19 protein-coding genes are annotated in these 16,333 nt (G+C 31.3%); 12 read left to right on the top strand and 7 right to left on the bottom strand.

The window, feature by feature from the left end; genetic code table 11:
• The first annotated feature begins 35 nt into the window (after window positions 1-35).
• From SAR11G3_RS02020 to SAR11G3_RS01990, 7 genes are read left to right on the top strand one after another with little or no spacing between them, the layout of a single operon-like run.
• Window positions 36-1,082: an aldo/keto reductase gene (locus SAR11G3_RS02020; RefSeq protein WP_013695075.1), complete on the top strand. Its 1,047-nt coding sequence runs from the start codon at window positions 36-38 to the stop codon at window positions 1,080-1,082.
• Complete coding sequence (locus SAR11G3_RS02015; protein WP_013695074.1) at window positions 1,073-1,579, top strand: invasion associated locus B family protein; 507 nt, start codon at window positions 1,073-1,075, stop codon at window positions 1,577-1,579. Before SAR11G3_RS02020 ends, SAR11G3_RS02015 begins: the two co-directional genes overlap by 10 nt.
• Entirely contained in the window at window positions 1,567-2,337 is a 771-nt protein-coding gene (gene dapB / locus SAR11G3_RS02010) for a 4-hydroxy-tetrahydrodipicolinate reductase (RefSeq protein WP_013695073.1), read from the top strand. The genes SAR11G3_RS02015 and dapB overlap by 13 nt, the downstream gene beginning before the upstream one ends.
• A gap of 1 nt (window position 2,338) precedes the next feature.
• Window positions 2,339-2,971 carry an endonuclease III gene (gene nth / locus SAR11G3_RS02005; protein WP_013695072.1) on the top strand — a complete coding sequence of 211 codons (633 nt, stop codon included), beginning with the start codon at window positions 2,339-2,341 and terminating at the stop codon, window positions 2,969-2,971.
• 1 nt (window position 2,972) lies between these two features.
• Complete coding sequence (gene tenA / locus SAR11G3_RS02000) at window positions 2,973-3,635, top strand: thiaminase II (protein ID WP_013695071.1); 663 nt, start codon at window positions 2,973-2,975, stop codon at window positions 3,633-3,635.
• The gene (locus SAR11G3_RS01995) at window positions 3,635-4,564 is read left to right on the top strand and encodes an adenosine kinase (protein ID WP_013695070.1); all 930 of its coding nucleotides are present in this window, start codon (window positions 3,635-3,637) and stop codon (window positions 4,562-4,564) included. The genes tenA and SAR11G3_RS01995 overlap by 1 nt, the downstream gene beginning before the upstream one ends.
• A gap of 17 nt (window positions 4,565-4,581) precedes the next feature.
• Entirely contained in the window at window positions 4,582-5,532 is a 951-nt protein-coding gene (locus SAR11G3_RS01990; protein ID WP_013695069.1) for a UBX domain, read from the top strand.
• On the opposite strand, the gene arfA is transcribed toward SAR11G3_RS01990, so the two are convergent.
• Window positions 5,513-5,650: an alternative ribosome rescue factor ArfA gene (gene arfA / locus SAR11G3_RS07855; protein ID WP_013695068.1), complete on the bottom strand. Its 138-nt coding sequence runs from the start codon at window positions 5,648-5,650 to the stop codon at window positions 5,513-5,515. The genes SAR11G3_RS01990 and arfA overlap by 20 nt on opposite strands.
• A 3-nt stretch (window positions 5,651-5,653) precedes the next feature.
• The gene (locus SAR11G3_RS01985) at window positions 5,654-6,310 is read right to left on the bottom strand and encodes a winged helix-turn-helix domain-containing protein (RefSeq protein WP_081456277.1); all 657 of its coding nucleotides are present in this window, start codon (window positions 6,308-6,310) and stop codon (window positions 5,654-5,656) included.
• A gap of 21 nt (window positions 6,311-6,331) precedes the next feature.
• Between SAR11G3_RS01985 and SAR11G3_RS07120 the strand changes: the two genes are divergently transcribed.
• Complete coding sequence (locus tag SAR11G3_RS07120) at window positions 6,332-6,925, top strand: L,D-transpeptidase family protein (RefSeq protein ID WP_081456276.1); 594 nt, start codon at window positions 6,332-6,334, stop codon at window positions 6,923-6,925.
• Here SAR11G3_RS07120 and SAR11G3_RS01980 read toward each other — a convergent pair.
• Window positions 6,815-7,465 carry a YggS family pyridoxal phosphate-dependent enzyme gene (locus tag SAR11G3_RS01980; RefSeq protein WP_013695066.1) on the bottom strand — a complete coding sequence of 217 codons (651 nt, stop codon included), beginning with the start codon at window positions 7,463-7,465 and terminating at the stop codon, window positions 6,815-6,817. The genes SAR11G3_RS07120 and SAR11G3_RS01980 overlap by 111 nt on opposite strands.
• A 1-nt stretch (window position 7,466) precedes the next feature.
• Between SAR11G3_RS01980 and SAR11G3_RS01975 the strand changes: the two genes are divergently transcribed.
• From SAR11G3_RS01975 to holA, 4 genes are read left to right on the top strand one after another with little or no spacing between them, the layout of a single operon-like run.
• Window positions 7,467-8,072: a thiamine phosphate synthase gene (locus SAR11G3_RS01975; protein ID WP_013695065.1), complete on the top strand. Its 606-nt coding sequence runs from the start codon at window positions 7,467-7,469 to the stop codon at window positions 8,070-8,072.
• Window positions 8,073-8,081: 9 nt separating this feature from the next.
• Window positions 8,082-10,646, top strand: a complete 2,565-nt coding sequence (leuS, locus tag SAR11G3_RS01970; protein WP_013695064.1) for a leucine--tRNA ligase — start codon at window positions 8,082-8,084, stop codon at window positions 10,644-10,646.
• Window positions 10,639-11,109 carry a hypothetical protein gene (locus tag SAR11G3_RS01965; RefSeq protein ID WP_013695063.1) on the top strand — a complete coding sequence of 157 codons (471 nt, stop codon included), beginning with the start codon at window positions 10,639-10,641 and terminating at the stop codon, window positions 11,107-11,109. Before leuS ends, SAR11G3_RS01965 begins: the two co-directional genes overlap by 8 nt.
• On the top strand, window positions 11,106-12,119 hold the full coding sequence (gene holA / locus SAR11G3_RS01960; protein ID WP_013695062.1) for a DNA polymerase III subunit delta: 1,014 nt from the start codon (window positions 11,106-11,108) through the stop codon (window positions 12,117-12,119). Before SAR11G3_RS01965 ends, holA begins: the two co-directional genes overlap by 4 nt.
• 2 nt (window positions 12,120-12,121) lie before the next feature.
• On the opposite strand, the gene SAR11G3_RS01955 is transcribed toward holA, so the two are convergent.
• Genes SAR11G3_RS01955 through mnmG form a run of 4 tightly spaced genes read right to left on the bottom strand, consistent with a single transcriptional unit; the run spans window position 12,122 to window position 16,275 of the window.
• Window positions 12,122-13,000, bottom strand: a complete 879-nt coding sequence (locus SAR11G3_RS01955) for a ParB/RepB/Spo0J family partition protein (RefSeq protein WP_013695061.1) — start codon at window positions 12,998-13,000, stop codon at window positions 12,122-12,124.
• Complete coding sequence (locus SAR11G3_RS01950; RefSeq protein WP_013695060.1) at window positions 12,987-13,787, bottom strand: ParA family protein; 801 nt, start codon at window positions 13,785-13,787, stop codon at window positions 12,987-12,989. Before SAR11G3_RS01950 ends, SAR11G3_RS01955 begins: the two co-directional genes overlap by 14 nt.
• A gap of 2 nt (window positions 13,788-13,789) precedes the next feature.
• A complete protein-coding gene (gene rsmG, locus SAR11G3_RS01945; protein WP_041862310.1) occupies window positions 13,790-14,407 on the bottom strand; it encodes a 16S rRNA (guanine(527)-N(7))-methyltransferase RsmG in 618 nt (205 codons plus the stop codon).
• Window positions 14,408-14,412: 5 nt separating this feature from the next.
• The gene (gene mnmG, locus SAR11G3_RS01940; RefSeq protein ID WP_013695058.1) at window positions 14,413-16,275 is read right to left on the bottom strand and encodes a tRNA uridine-5-carboxymethylaminomethyl(34) synthesis enzyme MnmG; all 1,863 of its coding nucleotides are present in this window, start codon (window positions 16,273-16,275) and stop codon (window positions 14,413-14,415) included.
• Window positions 16,276-16,333: the final 58 nt, after the last annotated feature.

The raw sequence follows: 16,333 nt of genomic DNA, 5'->3' as shown, positions 1-16,333 counted from the left end.
ATAGTTTTGTTAAAATTTTGCTAGGATAAAAAAAAATGAATTATAAAAAACTTGGTAACTCTAATTTAAACATAAGCACGATCTCCATGGGCACTATGACTTGGGGGGAGCAAAATACTCTGGAAGAAGCATTTGAACAAATGGATTATGCTTATGAAGAAGGTATAAATATTTTTGATAGTGCTGAGTTGTACCCTGTGCCCCCTTCTGCAGATACTCAAGGAGTAACAAGTAAAATTCTAGGACAATGGGTTAAAAGTCGAAAAATACGGGACAAAGTAATTATTGCAGATAAAATTGTGGGCAGGTCTGGAATGAATTGGTTTCGCCCTGAGGGAATAGAAACAAGACTAAATAAAAAACAAATTGAATTTGCGTTGGATAGAACATTAAAAAATCTTGAAATGGATTATGTGGATATTTACCAGCTACATTGGCCTGACCGACCTATCAATGTATTTGGAGGATTGGAATATGAACACACCGACAGCGGAGATGCGATTTCAATTGAAGAGACTTTAACAGCTTTAGACGAATTGGTTAAACAAGGAAAAATTAGACACATAGGCCTTTCCAATGAAACTGCATGGGGTACTAGTGAATTTTTAAAAGTTGCATCTGAAAAAAAGATGTCGAAAATAATCTCCATACAAAACCCTTACAATCTTTTAAATAGAAGTTTTGAAGTAGGTCTTTCAGAGATATCTATTAGAGAACAGGTGGGCTTACTAGCTTACTCTCCTTTAGCTAGTGGAGTTCTGACCGGAAAGTATTTTGATGGAAAGCTACCAAAAGGAAGTCGTATGGATCTTTTTGGACACAGGTATCCCAGATATAAAACACTTAATGCCGAAGCTGCTGCTAAAAAATATCATGCTGTTGCTTCAAAATATGATTTAAATCCATGCCAAATGGCCATTAAGTTTTGCGAAATACAAAAATTTGTTTCTTCTGTAATAATTGGACAGACTACTATGGAACAATTAAAAACTAATATTGGGAGTATCTCTTTAAACTTAAGCAAAGAAGTAATAAAAGACATTAATGAAGTTCAAATAATATATTCAAATCCATGTCCATAAAAAAATCCATACTTTATTTACTTGTATCTCTGCTCATTGCTGGAAAGGCTTCTGCTGCAATTCAGATTAAAGGAAAATTTAAAAATTGGGAATCTCATTTTACTAAACAAGGTGATGATTTAATTTGTTTTGCAATATCAATGCCCATGACAATGAAGCCAAAAAATTTAAACCGAGCTGAAGCAAGAATTTTTGTAACCTTCAGAACTAAGGACAACATTCGAGATGAGGTTAGTGTTACAGGGGGCTATCCTTATAAAAAAAAAATTCCAGTAGACGTAAGCATTGGAAGTAATAATTTTAAATTTTCATCTTCAGAAAAATTTGCATGGCTTCCAAGCAAGAATAACGAAATTAAAATTGTTCGCCAAATGAAAAAAGGTAATCAGGCAAAAGTTATTGGCATCTCTGCAAGAGGAAACAAAACTACAGACACTTATTCTTTGCTAGGGTTTACAGACGCATATAATTCTGCAAAAAATCAATGCAAAAAATAAATATTACTATTAGTGGTGGGTTAGGACGTATGGGGTCTTTGCTTATTCAAAAAGTAAGAAAAGATAAAATTTTAAATCTATCTAGCGTTACTGAGCAAAGAGAATTAAAAAAAAATGGAATTCTATTTGAAAAAAACTCTTCTCAATCTCTTAAAAAGACTAATGTAATCATTGATTTTACGAGACCAAACTGCACTTCTCAAATTTTAAAGTTAGCAACAAAACTTAAAAAGAAAGTAATTATTGGAACTACAGGATTTAATAAGAAACAACAGGCAGAGATTAATAAAGCATCTAAAAAAATTGCTATTCTTCAATCTGGGAATATGAGCTTGGGTGTTAATTTGATGCAATATCTGTCGGGCATTTTATCCAAAAAAATTTTAAAAGAGTATTCCATGGAAATACACGACTCTCATCACAAAATGAAAATAGATTACCCCTCTGGCACTGCACTGATGTTGGGAAATGCAGTTGCTAAAGGTAAGGGAAAATCTTTAGATCAGGTAAAAGGAAATATTTTTTTAAATAAAAAAGGCAAAGGTAAAGCAAATAAAATAAATTTCTTTATAAAAAGAAAAGGAAAAATTCCAGGAACTCACTCCGTAATTTTTCAAACAGCTAAAGAAACTATTGAACTAAAACATACTGCAAAATCAAGAGACCTATTTGCAGATGGAGCAATTAGTGCTGCCAAGTGGTTAGCTAAAAAAAAGCCTGGTCTATACAATATGCACGATGTCTTAAAAATAAGATAAAGTGACCATTCAAAGCGACAATATCTTCAAAGAGCTTAGCAAGATTATTAAAAATCCTAAAAGTGATTTAAAATATAGAAGCAAATTTACACTTTTGGTTTCTGTGGTTCTCTCAGCGCAATGCACAGATGTAAATGTTAATAATGTAACCAAAGATATCTATCCGCTTTATAATACACCAGAAGATTTTGTTAAATTAGGACAAAAAAAAATAGAAAAATTAATCAATAGAATAGGCCTGTTTAGAAACAAGGCAAAAAGCGTTTATAATCTTTCTAAACTTCTCGTCGAAAAACATAAAAGCAAAGTCCCTAATAATTTTGATAAATTGTTTGCTCTTCCAGGTGTTGGAAGAAAAACTGCTAATGTTGTACTTAATGAAGGGTTTGGAAAGCCTACTATTGCTGTAGATACACACATATTTAGAGTGAGTAATAGAACGGGATTAGCTCCTGGAAAAGGTCCAGACCAAGTGGAGCAAGCTTTATATAAAGTAGTTCCAGATAAATATTTAAAAGAAGCCCATCACCTAATCTTGCTTCATGGAAGATATACTTGCAAAGCAAGAACTCCAAATTGCAAAGAATGTGTAATTATAAAATTTTGTAAATTTAAAAATAAAGTAATGAGTTAATATGAGTATATATAATAATAGTAAAAACTTATTTTTTAAACTAAAGCAAGACGCACCAAAAGAATGGAAGCAATATACAAAACATAAGTTTGTAATTGGACTGGGAAATGGAACATTAAAACTGTCCTCATTTAAAGACTATCTGCTTCAAGATTATATTTTCTTACAAAAATTTATTAAAATATTATCCTTGTCTGCCTATAAAGCAAAAAACTCAAAAGACAGGAATAGATCAGTCGATTTTATTATTGGGATTAAACATGAATTAAGTTTACACGAGAATTACTGTAAAAAATTCAACATTTCTATGAATAAACTTTTAAAAACAAAAGAAAAAAAAGCAAACAAGAATTATACTGACTACGTATTAAAGGTTGGTATTCGAAAAAGTAATTTAGAATTATTTGTGGCTCTATCACCTTGCATCATAGGTTATGGCGAAATTGGCTATACTCTTAGTAAGGTAAAAAGCTGGAAGAAAAGTAAATATGCTTCTTGGATTAAAATGTACGCATCTAAAGAATATCAAAATATTTCAAAGGAAAATATTCTGTATCTAGATAAGTTATTTACTAAAGCTAACAAAAATAGCTATAAGTCTTTAGTTAAAATTTTTAAAAAAGCTTCAAAACTTGAAGCAAACTTTTGGGAGATGTCAGTATAATGAAAGTAGTTGGAATCGGGAATGCAATTGTAGATGTCATTTGTAAAGTGAATGATGAATTCTTAGCCCAAAATGGTCTGACCAAAAGCACCATGAAACTAGTAGATGAAAATGAATTTAAAAAGCTTTTATTTAATCTGACAATTGAAGAAACAGTTGCTGGAGGATCTGCTGCCAATAGTATTGTGGGTTTGTCCCAACTAGGAAATAAAGTCTCTTTTATTGGAAAAGTGAATGATGACGAGCTTGGAAATAAATATGAAGAAAGTTTAGTAAAAGAAAATGTTAGCTACTTTTATAATAAAAAAAAAGAAGACACTCCTACAGGAACCTGCTTAATTTTAATTACTCCCGATTCTGAAAGAACGATGTGCACTTTCCTTGGGATTGCCGGAAAAATTAGTGAACAAGATATTCAAGAAGATGCAATTAAACAAAGTGAACTTGTATTTTTAGAAGGTTATTTGTGGGATGAAGGAGATCCGAAAGCCGCATTTGAGAAAGCTTTTAAGCTAGCAAATAAAACTGCCATGTCGCTATCGGATCAATTTTGTGTAGAGCGTCATAAGACAAGTTTTTTAGATTTAGTAAAAAATAAACTGGATATTACCTTTGCAAATGAACAAGAGATTATTCATCTCATTGGAGCAAAGTCTTTTGATGAGGTGTTGGATTTTGGAAAAAATCTTGGAAAATTATTAGTAATCACCAGATCGGATAAAGGTAGTGTTGCCATTCATAACAATGAAGTTTTTGAATGTGAAAGTGAAAAAAACCTTACATTGGTTGATCTTACTGGAGCTGGAGACTTATTCGCTGCAGGCTTTTTACACGGCCATATCAACAAAATGTCTATTCAAGAAAGTCTTCAAAAAGGCACAGAAATGGCATCTAAAATTATTCAAAAAATAGGTGCGAGATTAAATTAAAATTGTTAGATTGAGTTATGAGAATAATACTTTTTGTCATTATTTTTTTCACTTTATCTTTATCTTTGAACTCTCAAGCTAAGATTCAAATTAAAAAAATAAAAAATAAAAACATCGAATTAATTAAATTTCAGAGTCCTGATAGAAAATTTCCAGGTAAGGACGATGTAGTAGCACAAATTCATTTTCCTAAAGAAATTAAAAAAAAGATACCAGTTATTATATTTCAACATGGAAGTTCCAGAGATGGAATGAAGTTCAAGAGGTGGGGTGGCAAAACCGATGAAATGGGTAAGCGAATTGCAAAAAGAGGAACTGAAGAAGGATATGCAGTAGTTTTGATCGATGCTTTTTATAAAAAAGGAATTAAGCCTAGTAATAAAAGAAAATTTCCTCAATCTATTTTTTATGCAATTAAATTAAAAAATATTTTATCTAAAGACCAAAGATTTGATCAAAATCGTTTTTTTTACGCAGGATTTAGTTATGGTGCTGCCACTGCTTTAAAATTGTATAGTTCAAGATTAAATAAAATTAATCCTCCTTGGAGAGCCATAGCGGCTGCTGAGCCTGGATGTAATACTGTTCAATACCCAGTTAAAGTACCATTTCCAGGATTGATCATTAAAGGTGAAGAAAGTCATTATTATCTTCCAGCTTGCATCTATTATCATAAACTAATTCAAAAAGTAGGTAACAATGTAAAATTGGTCACAATTCCAAAAGTAAATCATTTTTTTAGTTTAAATGGAGTTATTGGAAAAGGTGTGGCAGTTAATGGGTGCACAAATAATATTGCATTAAGATACCCCGACGGCTCGTGGCAATTCGCAGACGGAAAGTCAACAAATCGTCAAGAAATTACAAAAAAATGTTTTACAAAACAGTCTGGCGTTGGAAAAACTCGTGAAAAATTAGATGAAGCTGTAGATCTGACTTTAAATTTTTTTAATAATTATAAAAAATAATATTTATAAAATTAGTTTTTTTTCTTTTGAAAGCACCCTTTCCTTTTTTGGGTTTCACAATTCTTTTTTTATATTTTGGAGTTCTTAAATCTTTGGCTATAGGGTTTCTTTTTTTCATTTCTTATTGATTAAGAAAATATTTACCTTCTTTAATCTCAATAAAATTTTTATCTTTTAGTTTTAACTGTATTTTTTGTCGTAATCTATAAAGGTGCGTTTCATAGGTGTGAGTATCTACCTCATCTGAGTAAGACCAAATGTCTTTCATAATATCTTTTTTATTCGCACCGTCTTTTTTCCCAAACAAATAAACAATAATGTCCTGTTCTTTTTCAGTTAGCTTAATATTCTTTCTACCAATAGACAAAGTTCTTTTGTTTTTGTCTAATATATACCGTCCAATTTCAATTTTTGCTTGGAAGTGAAACTTAAATTTTAAAATTGATAGTTTGATAATTTTTTCTAAATCAAGAAAGCTGATAGGAGTTTGTAAAAAAGTACTAAATAAATTATCTTTTTTTAAATCTTTGAATTGTTTAGGATCAGAAGAGAAAAAAATTTTGGGAAACATAATTTTTTTAGCCTCTGCAATTTTAATTTTTTCTAGATTGTCTAAAAAAAATAAAAAAACAAAACCATCCTGAACATTATAGTTTTTAAACAAGTGGCTAGCTTCCTTGAACGTGCTCAATTGATTTACATTGTAGTCTAGCTTTTGTTCTTGAAGGCACTCGAAGAAGTCCTTTGAACCGACTGTGACTATTGAATAATTGTGCATATGATGAAATTATAAATTTTTATGATGATAGTAAATAATAAGAGTGAGCTTTGGTACAATAAAATTTGCTACAAATGTGCATATGGTAAAAATGGCTTCATTAAATCTAAAAAAGAGGGTGATGGATGCACCCCAATTGGGACATTTCATATAAACAAGCTCTTTCTCAGGAAGGATAGAATTAAAACAATTGTCACTAAGATTAAAACTATACCCATTGTAAAAAATATGGCGTGGGAAGATAACCCAAGAAGAAAAAATTATAACAAATTAATTGCATTGCAAAAAAACTCTCATAGAGAACGGCTTTATAGAAAAGATCACCTATATGATTTAATTTTAGTTGTTGAATATAATACAAAAAAAATAATAAGAGGAAAAGGAAGTGCTATTTTTATTCATATAACAAAACCAAAATATAAACCAACCCAAGGATGTATAGCGCTTACAAAAAAAGATTTTTTAAATTTGCTAAAAAAAATAAAAAAAAGGAAAAAATTAAAATTATTGGTTAGATCGAGAACCAAATATTTTACTACCTATTCTGACATGAGTAGACCCGCACTTTCCAGCACTCATATAATCGTCGCTCATACCCATGCTAATAAATTTTAAACCAAGGTGATTATTAAGTTCGTTTAAATGATTAAAATGTGGGGTGGGATCTTGATCAAATGGAGGTATGCACATCAACCCTATTACATTTAGATTTTTTTCATTCACGCAGTATTTCAATAAATTTTCAACCTCTTTTTTAGAAACACCTGATTTTTGTTCTTCCATTCCAACATTTACTTGAATAAAATATTTTCTTTTTACACTCAGTTTAGCCTCAGCTTTTGATAGCTCACTTGCAAGCTTCATGCTGTCTACTGAATGTATATAATCAAAGAGCTGCACTGCCTCTTTGGACTTATTAGACTGCAATCCTCCTATCAAATGAAGCTCCAAGCCTTTTAAGGAATCTTTCAGCTCTGACCACTTTTGCTTTGCTTCTTGAACTTTATTTTCTCCAAAAACTCTATGGCCGTGGTCAATGAGTGGTTTGATATGTCCTAGCGGAAAAGTTTTACTAACAGCAATCACAGTAGGGTTAAGGTTTGAGTTGGTTAATTCATCTCTTATATTTAAAAAATTTTGTACTATGTTGTTCATAATGAGAAAAACTCAAATTTATTTTTTTTTAGAAGAGTTGAATAGTATCAATATTCCACTGCTAAAAAAGTTAAAAAATGTATCTATTATTTATCGAAACTATTCAAAACAAGATTATATAGCTAGAGCTTTAAAAATAAAAAAATTTGTAAAAAAACAAGGACATTCTCTTTTTATTTCAAATGATCTTTTATTAGCAACGAAACTAAGTGCTAATCTCTACATTCCAAATTTTAACAAACAACTTCGATATTTAAATCATAGCTGTCAAAAAAAAATAAGTGTTATTGGGTCTGCTCACAATCATCTAGAAGTAAGAATAAAAAAAGCTCAAGGCTGTTCACAAGTTTTTGTTTCTCCTCTCTACCCTACTTCTTCTCACCCAGAAAAAAAATCTATGGGAATAGTAAAATTTAATCTCTTAAAAAATAATTTTACATCAAAAATTAACATTTGTGCGTTGGGAGGGGTTAACGAAAGCAACATTCATAAAGCTCGATCTTTAAACATCTTTGGCTTTGCTTTAAAAAGCTATTTAAATAAAAAACAAACTCAAAAAAGCTTGGGTTTTCTTAATTTAATTGCGCGATCAAATGTAATGCGCTAATTGTACAAAATGATCGTAGAAAAATTTAATCACACTGTTGCTGAAAAAAAGTGGCATTCCTTTTGGGAAGAAAATAAAATTTTTAAAGCGGGAGAAGATAAAACTAAAAAAAAGTTTTATTGCCTAGAGATGTTTCCATATCCATCGGGCAAAATTCACATGGGGCATGTAAGAAATTACACCTTAGGTGATGTGGTCGCTAATTTTAAAAGATTAAATGGATTTAATGTATTGCACCCTATGGGATGGGATTCATTTGGTATGCCTGCAGAAAACGCTGCTATTCAAAATAAGCTTCATCCAAAAGATTGGACCAATAGTAATATCCAAACCATGAAATCCCAATTAAAGTTGCTGGGTTTTTCTATAGACTGGGAAAGAGAAATTTCCACTTGTAATGAAGATTACTATAAGCATCAGCAAAAGTTTTTTTTAGATCTTTATAAAAAAGATCTTGTTTATAAAAAAGAAAGTTTAGTGAACTGGGATCCAGTAGATAACACGGTCTTAGCTAACGAGCAGGTGGTAGATGGTAAGGGCTGGAGGTCGGGTGCAGAAGTTGTTCAAAAAAAACTATCACAGTGGTTTTTTAAAATTACAGATTTTGCTGAAGATTTGGATCAATCTTTAGAAACGTTAAAAGATTGGCCTGAAAAAGTTAAGTTAATGCAAAAGAACTGGATTGGAAAATCTAAGGGCTGCGAAATTGAATTCAATCTTACTTCCTCTAAAGAGAATAAAAAAATAACTATTTTTACTACGAGGCCTGATACTATTTTTGGAGCATCTTTTATTGCTCTTGCAATCGATCATCCTATTGCAAAAGAATACGAACAAAGCGATGAATTTAAATCCTTTAAGGAGCAGTGTTATAAAATAGGTAATACTGATGAAGCGATCGCCAAAACTGATAAGTTTGGTTTTAAAAGTGACTATTTAGCAGACCATCCTTTTATTAAAGATAAAAAGATACCAGTTTATTTTGCTAACTTTGTGTTGATGGATTACGGAACGGGTGCAGTGTTTGGATGTCCAGCTCATGACCAGCGAGATCTAGATTTTTCTAGAAAATATAACTTAGAAGTAACTCCTGTTATTCTTCCATCAAAACAAAAAGAAGAATCTTTTGAAATAAAAAATAAAGCCTACATTGAAGATGGGATTTTAATTAACTCTGATTTTTTGAATGGACTGACTATCAAAAATGCTAAAGAAAAAATTATAGAAAAATTTGAATCAGAAAATAAAGGTAAGGGAAAAACTACTTTTCGTCTAAGAGACTGGGGTATATCTAGACAACGTTATTGGGGCTGTCCCATTCCTATTCTTTATAGAGAAGATGGAGCTGTTATTCCAGTTCCAGAAAAAGACTTACCCATAAAACTTCCAGCAGATATCAATTTTGATAAGCCTGGGAATCCTCTAGAACACCACCCAACATGGAAATTCACCACTTGTCCTAAGACAGGTATGAAAGCTACGCGAGAGACAGATACATTAGATACATTTGTTGATTCCTCATGGTACTTTCTAAGATTTTGTTCAAGCAACAATCACAATGTTGGATATGATCTGGATGATGCAAAATATTGGATGCCTGTGGACCAATATATCGGTGGTGTGGAGCATGCTATTTTACACTTATTATATTCACGCTTTTTCTCTAGAGCCATAAGTTTAAAAACTAAATACGAAATTAAAGAGCCATTTAAAGGTTTGTTTACTCAGGGCATGGTCTGTCATAAAACATTTAAAACGGAAGATGGTCAATGGGTATATCCCGAAGACGTTGTTGAAGAAAATGGAAATACTTTTGAAAAGACAAGTAAGAAAAAGATAGTTGTTGGCTCATCAGAGTCTATGTCTAAATCTAAAAAAAATGTTGTAGATCCTCAGTCTGTTATCGATATTTACGGTGCAGATGCAGTTAGATGGTTTATGCTATCTGATAGTCCACCCGAAAGAGACATTCAATGGAGTGAAGAAGGGATTGTAGGCTGCCATAAGTTTATTCAAAAAGTTTGGTTAATGACAGAAATGATACAAAGCATTTCAGATACAACAAGAATATCAAAAGACAAAAAGCTAGAACTGAAAAAACTCATCAACAAATGTATTAAGGAAATTACATTGAATATAGAACACTTTCACTTCAATGTTGCAGTTGCAAAATTTTATGAATTTGTGAATAGTTTTAATAAACATATAATAAATGAAAACTGCGACCGTGATGAATTTATTTCTATTGTCAAAAAATTTGTAGTTTTAATTTATCCTTTTATTCCACATCTGGCTTCAGAAATTTGGGAAAGAATTACTAAAAACAAAAATCTACACCTGCAGCCATGGCCTTCATTTAAAGAAAGCCTTTTGCAACAAGACGAGTTGAATATTGTTGTACAAATAAATGGTAAAAAAAGGTCGATTTTAAAGGCTAAAAACGATATGGACGAAAAGTATTTATTTCAAATGAGTTTGGAGCTGGATAATGTTAAAAAGTTTTTAGAAAATAAAAAAATTATCAAAAAGATATATGTTAAAAATAAGTTAATAAATTTTGTTGTTCATGATTAAAAAGGTTATTATTTGTTCTATTCTTGTGGTCCTATCTAGCTGTGGATTTACTCCTATGCTGAAAGATTTTGATTCATCCAATCTAAATATACAAAAAATTAATTATACTGGAAATAACAACTTAATTTATCTGGCCAAGAATTACTTAAATTTAGAAGAAAAAAAGGGAACAAAAGGATTGGTAGTAAATTTTGTAATTTCAGAAAGTTCAACCTCAACTGCACAAAACACTTCTGGGATAGTTACAGAAGAACAGATTACTCTTAATATAACTATAAATATATTAAATAATAAAAATGTAAGTCTGCTTACAGATAGCGTTTCTGCTTCCAGGAAGCTTCCCATTTCTAATAATTTAAGCTCAGATCAAGAAACACGTAGAATTGAAAAAAATAATTTAATGCAAAATCTAACTCAAAAAATTAAATTTAAATTACAACTTATTTCTAGACAACAGAAATGATAGTCAAAAGTTTTAATTTAAACTTTCAAGAACTTCTTAAAAAAAAATTCACTCTTTTGTATGGAGAAAATCTTTCATTAATATCCGAAATAGAAAACATAATTACAGCAGAAGCAAAGACTACTAAGAATCTAACAATAAAGAAATACCAAGAAGAGTATTTATTACAAAATAAAGATATATTCGACCAGTTAATAAACGCAGAAAGTCTATTTGGAGACCAGGAGATGGTGGTCATATCCAAATCAACAGATAAGATAATAGAATTATATGATGAAAAAAACGCACAAGATAATGATAAACAGATAATATTTTTATCAGGCCCTCTAACTAAAAAATCTAAACTACGAAATTTAGCAGAAACATCTACAAATTTTACGTGCATAGCTTGCTACAACGATACCCCTGAACAGCTTCAATCTATTTTGTTTCAAAAATTAAAAGACAACAAGATCTCAGTTTCTCGGGAATTTATAAACTCTATTTTTGAGATAAACTCTCTTAACCGCCAGGATATTAATGATGCCGTTAGTAAGGTTCAACTCATTCAAAACACATCCAAAATTACTGAGGAAAACTTAAAAACTATTTTTCATTCTTCAGAGAATAGTAATAATTTTGAAATCATAAATTTTTGCTTATTAGGTGATAAAAAAAATATTAATAAAGTGCTTAGCAATATTTACGAACAGGGAATTAATTTCAATGAAATTTTAGCTGCACTTAAATACAAAGTTAAAAAACTAATAGATATTCTAGAATCTGATATTGCTGATAAGGACCCCAATCAACTTGTTGAAAGCTTTAAGCCTCCTATCTTTTGGAAAGAAAAGAGTATGGTCAAAGAACAACTGAGGAGATGGGATAAATCTGAATTAAAACAGCTGATGGAAATTGTTTACGATATTGAAGTAGAATGTAAAAAGAATTACGATGTTTCTAATATAATCCTACAACAATTTATTGTTTCTACTTCTAACAAGTCTTGCTTAGATAATAGATATATTTAACTTTAATAATTTTCTTTAACAGCTTTAATCAAAAATTCTAGTTGCGATAGGTTCTTATAGTGAAAACCGATAGTACCTCCAGATTTTTTTTTATGAGAGATATTAACCGTCATTCCCGTTTTATTTTGAAGATCTTCTATGAGCTCTTTGAGGTTAGGATCTATGGCCTTATTAGATTTATCACTATTTGGAATGGATGAAGAATGTGTTTTTTTAGCCAGAAACTCAGCTTGACGTACCGACAGGTTATTATTCACGATAGTCTTAGCTAATTCAACATTACCAGACACATCTATTAAAGTTCTTGCGTGTCCAGGCGTTAGTATTCCCTGGGTAATCATATCCTGTATTTCTACTGGCAATTTTTTAAGCCTCAAAGTATTTGCTATATGAGCTCTACTCTTTCCTATCATTTCCGAAAGCTTGTCTTGGGTGTAGCCGAACTTATCCATTAATAGTTTGTAGCCATCTGCTTCTTCTAATGCATTCAAACCCTCTCTTTGAATATTTTCCAATACAGCAAACTCAGCCGCTAACGTGTCATCTACATCTAATTTAACAACTGGTATCTCATGAAGTTGTGCTAGCTGTGCTGCTCTCCACCTTCTTTCTCCAGCAATAATTTCAAATGTATTGTCATTAGATGGTCTCACAACAATGGGCTGAATAATTCCTCTAGTCTTAATAGATTGAGCCAATTCATCTAATTGTTTTTTATCAAAATTCTTTCTTGGTTGAAATCTATTTGGTTTTAAAAGATGAGTTGCAACTTTTTCGGAAGTAAAATTTTGTTCAATGAATGGTTCTTTAGTTTCTGATTCACCCAACAATGCTGCCAATCCTTTTCCCAATCCTTTTGATTTAAAATTATTTAATACCATTATGCTGCAAAGTTAATTTTTTTTGTTTATCTATAATCTCTAATGCTAATTTTTCATAAGCCATTGAACCTGCACAATATTTATCGTAGACAAGAACTGGCAAACCATGAGAAGGCGCTTCAGAAATTCTAATATTTCTAGGAATCATTGTTTGATAAACTTGTTCACTAAAGAATTTTCTAGCTTCATCTTCTACTTGAGAACAAAGCTTATTTCTTTTATCAAACATTGTTAAGACTATCCCCTCTATTTCTAAGCTTTTATTTAAGCTGGATTTAATTCTATTTATTGTTTTTAAGAGCTGCGTAAGACCCTCAAGAGCAAAAAACTCTGCCTGCAAGGGGACTATAACTGAATTAGACGCTACCAGAGCCATCACCGTTAAAAGGCTTAAGGATGGTGGACAGTCAATAAGTATTTGATTATATTGATTTTTTTCTTTTAAATCGCCTAATATCTCTTTTAATATAAAGGCTCTATTTTTAACCTCAGCAACCTCTGTTTCAAATCCGGATAATTCGACATTTGCGCAAATTATATCTAAATTTTCAATTTTTGTTGGCTTCACGTAATATTGCAAGTTATTTCTGTCGTTTAAGAGTCTATAGATAGAATTATCTCTATCGTTATTTTCTATTCCAACGCCTGTTGATGCATTACCTTGTGGATCCAAATCTATGATTAAAATTTTTTGGCCTAAGTTCGCAAAGGCACAACCAAGGTTTATAGTTGAGGTAGTTTTCCCGACTCCTCCCTTTTGATTTATGATTGAGACAACATGATTCATAATTATATTTTTTTCACACTATTTATTACCAAAACTTTCGAACCTGGATTTGTAACACTTTCATGTGTATCACAGTTTATTTCCCAATTTTTCTTAGCTTCATCAATCTCAATATTATAACTTTGGCCCTTAAGGAGTAAAATTTTGTTAAACTTAATATTGCTCATATCTAAAATATTTAAAAAAGAATCTAGCGGTTTAAATGCCCTACTTACTAAAGTTGTGTAATCCTTTTTTTTTAAATTGTTAACATCATGATTATGTATTGCCACATCTATTTCTAAAAATTTACAAAGCTCCTGTAGATAAGTGCATTTCTTTGAACTCTTTTCTACAATATCTAGCTTGAAGTTGATATTAAGATCATTTTTAATAATATACATTACTATTCCTGGAAAACCAGCTCCTGAGCCTATATCAAGGATATTGTTGTCCTCAATATTAATATATTTAAGCAATTGAGCAGAGTCCTCAATGTGCCTACTCATAATGATACTCTCTGTAGATTTAGATATTAAATTAAGATTTTTGTTATATTTTATGAGAAAATCACAATATTTCACTATTTTCTTCGATGTTTCACGTGAAACAATACTATCTAAATATGCAGTTTTTATCATTTAATTTAAGCTAAATGCTTAAATTTATATCTTTTTGTGTGAGCAAGCAAAAGGTTTATTGCAGCTGGAGTCATTCCATCTATTCTCAGGGCTTGACCAAATGTTTCTGGCTTAACTACTCTTAATTTGTTCTTCACCTCTTCTGTGAGACCACTTATTTTATCATAGTCAATATCGCTAGGTACTTTTAAATTCTCATCTTTCTTAAATTTTTTTATGTCAGCATCTTGCTTTGCATAGTACCCTTTGTAGTGATTTTCTATCTTTAGCTGACCTATTATATCTTCTTCAGAATCCGGAAGTTCTTTAAATATCGATTTTAACTTATCATAATCAACATTTTTATATCTTAGCAGATCTATTCCATTTCTCTTAACTCCATCCATTGATATCGAAATACCATGTTTTTTGGCTTCATTAGGCGATAAAGATACGTTTGAAAGACTAATTTTAACCATGTCTATTTTTTTAATTTTTTCCTCTATCTTTTTACATCTTTCAAGACTCACACATCCGATTCTCATTGCTATTGGAGACAGTCTCAAATCAGCATTATCAGCCCTAAGAGTCAGTCTATATTCAGCCCTGGAAGTAAACATTCTATAGGGCTCTGCTACTCCTTTGGTAATCAAATCATCAATCATTACCCCTATGTAAGCCTGCGATCTGTCTAAGATTAAGGGCTCGTGTCCTTTGACGGCAAGGGATGCATTAAGACCTGCCATCAAGCCTTGGGCTGCGGCCTCCTCATAACCTGTGGTTCCATTTATCTGTCCTGCCAAGTAAAATGAAGAAATTTTTTTTAATTCAAGTGTTGATTTTAACTCTCTTGGATCAACATAATCGTATTCTATAGCATATCCAGGTCTAATCATCTTAACTTCAGATAAGCCATTGATATTAAACAATATTTCTCTTTGTACGTCTTCAGGAAGTGATGTAGAAATGCCATTGGGATAAATAGTATGATCATTTAGTCCTTCTGGTTCTAAAAATATTTGATGTCGTTGCTTATCTGCAAACTTGACGATTTTGTCCTCTATGGATGGACAATATCTTGGACCAACACCTTTAATGTTCCCCGAATACATTGCAGATTTTTTTATATTACGTGAAATAATTTTATGAACTTCATCGTTCGTATAAGTAATGCTGCATGCAATTTGTTTGGAATTAATTTTTTTAGTTTCTGTAGAAAAGAAAAAAGGATTTTCATCTGCAACCTGTTTTTCTAAACTATCAAAATTAATTGTACGTGCGTCGAGGCGCGGAGGAGTTCCAGTTTTTAATCGTCCAAACATTAAATTGAATTTTTGTAATTGCTCTGACAAACCAGAAGTAGGAGCTTCGCCAAATCTTCCAGCGGGGGTCATTTGTGATCCAATATGAATCACCCCATTTAAAAAAGTTCCGGTAGTTAAGATTATTTTTTTAAATTTTATTTCTTTTCCTGAAGCCAAGATGATTGATTTAATGTTGTCTTGTTCAAAAACAAAGGATGTAACAGGATCATAAATAATGTTTAAATTACAATGACTTATTAAGTTTTCTAGCATGTTTTTTTTGTATAGTGCTCTATCTGATTGCGTTCTTGGACCACGAACTGCAGGACCTCTACTTGCATTTAATAGTTTAAATTGGATTCCTGATGCATCAGAAACTTTTGGCATCACTCCATCGAAAGCATCAATCTCTCTTACCAGATGTCCTTTACCTAGGCCTCCGATTGCAGGGTTGCAAGACATCTCACCAATTGAATTTTTATTCGTTGTGACAAGAGCAGTACTTACTCCCATACGAGCAGACGCTGCTGCTGCTTCACAACCTGCGTGACCTCCTCCGACTACAACGACATCAAAATTTTCCATGAACGAAATGTATATCTCATGGATTAATTTACAAGTGAGGAATCTGGCTTAATAGCAA

The sequence above is a fragment of the Candidatus Pelagibacter sp. IMCC9063 genome, from assembly GCF_000195085.1.
Lineage (GTDB): Bacteria > Pseudomonadota > Alphaproteobacteria > Pelagibacterales > Pelagibacteraceae > IMCC9063.
Note: the sequence above shows the minus strand (reverse complement) of the source record. Positions and strands in the feature narration are given on the sequence as shown.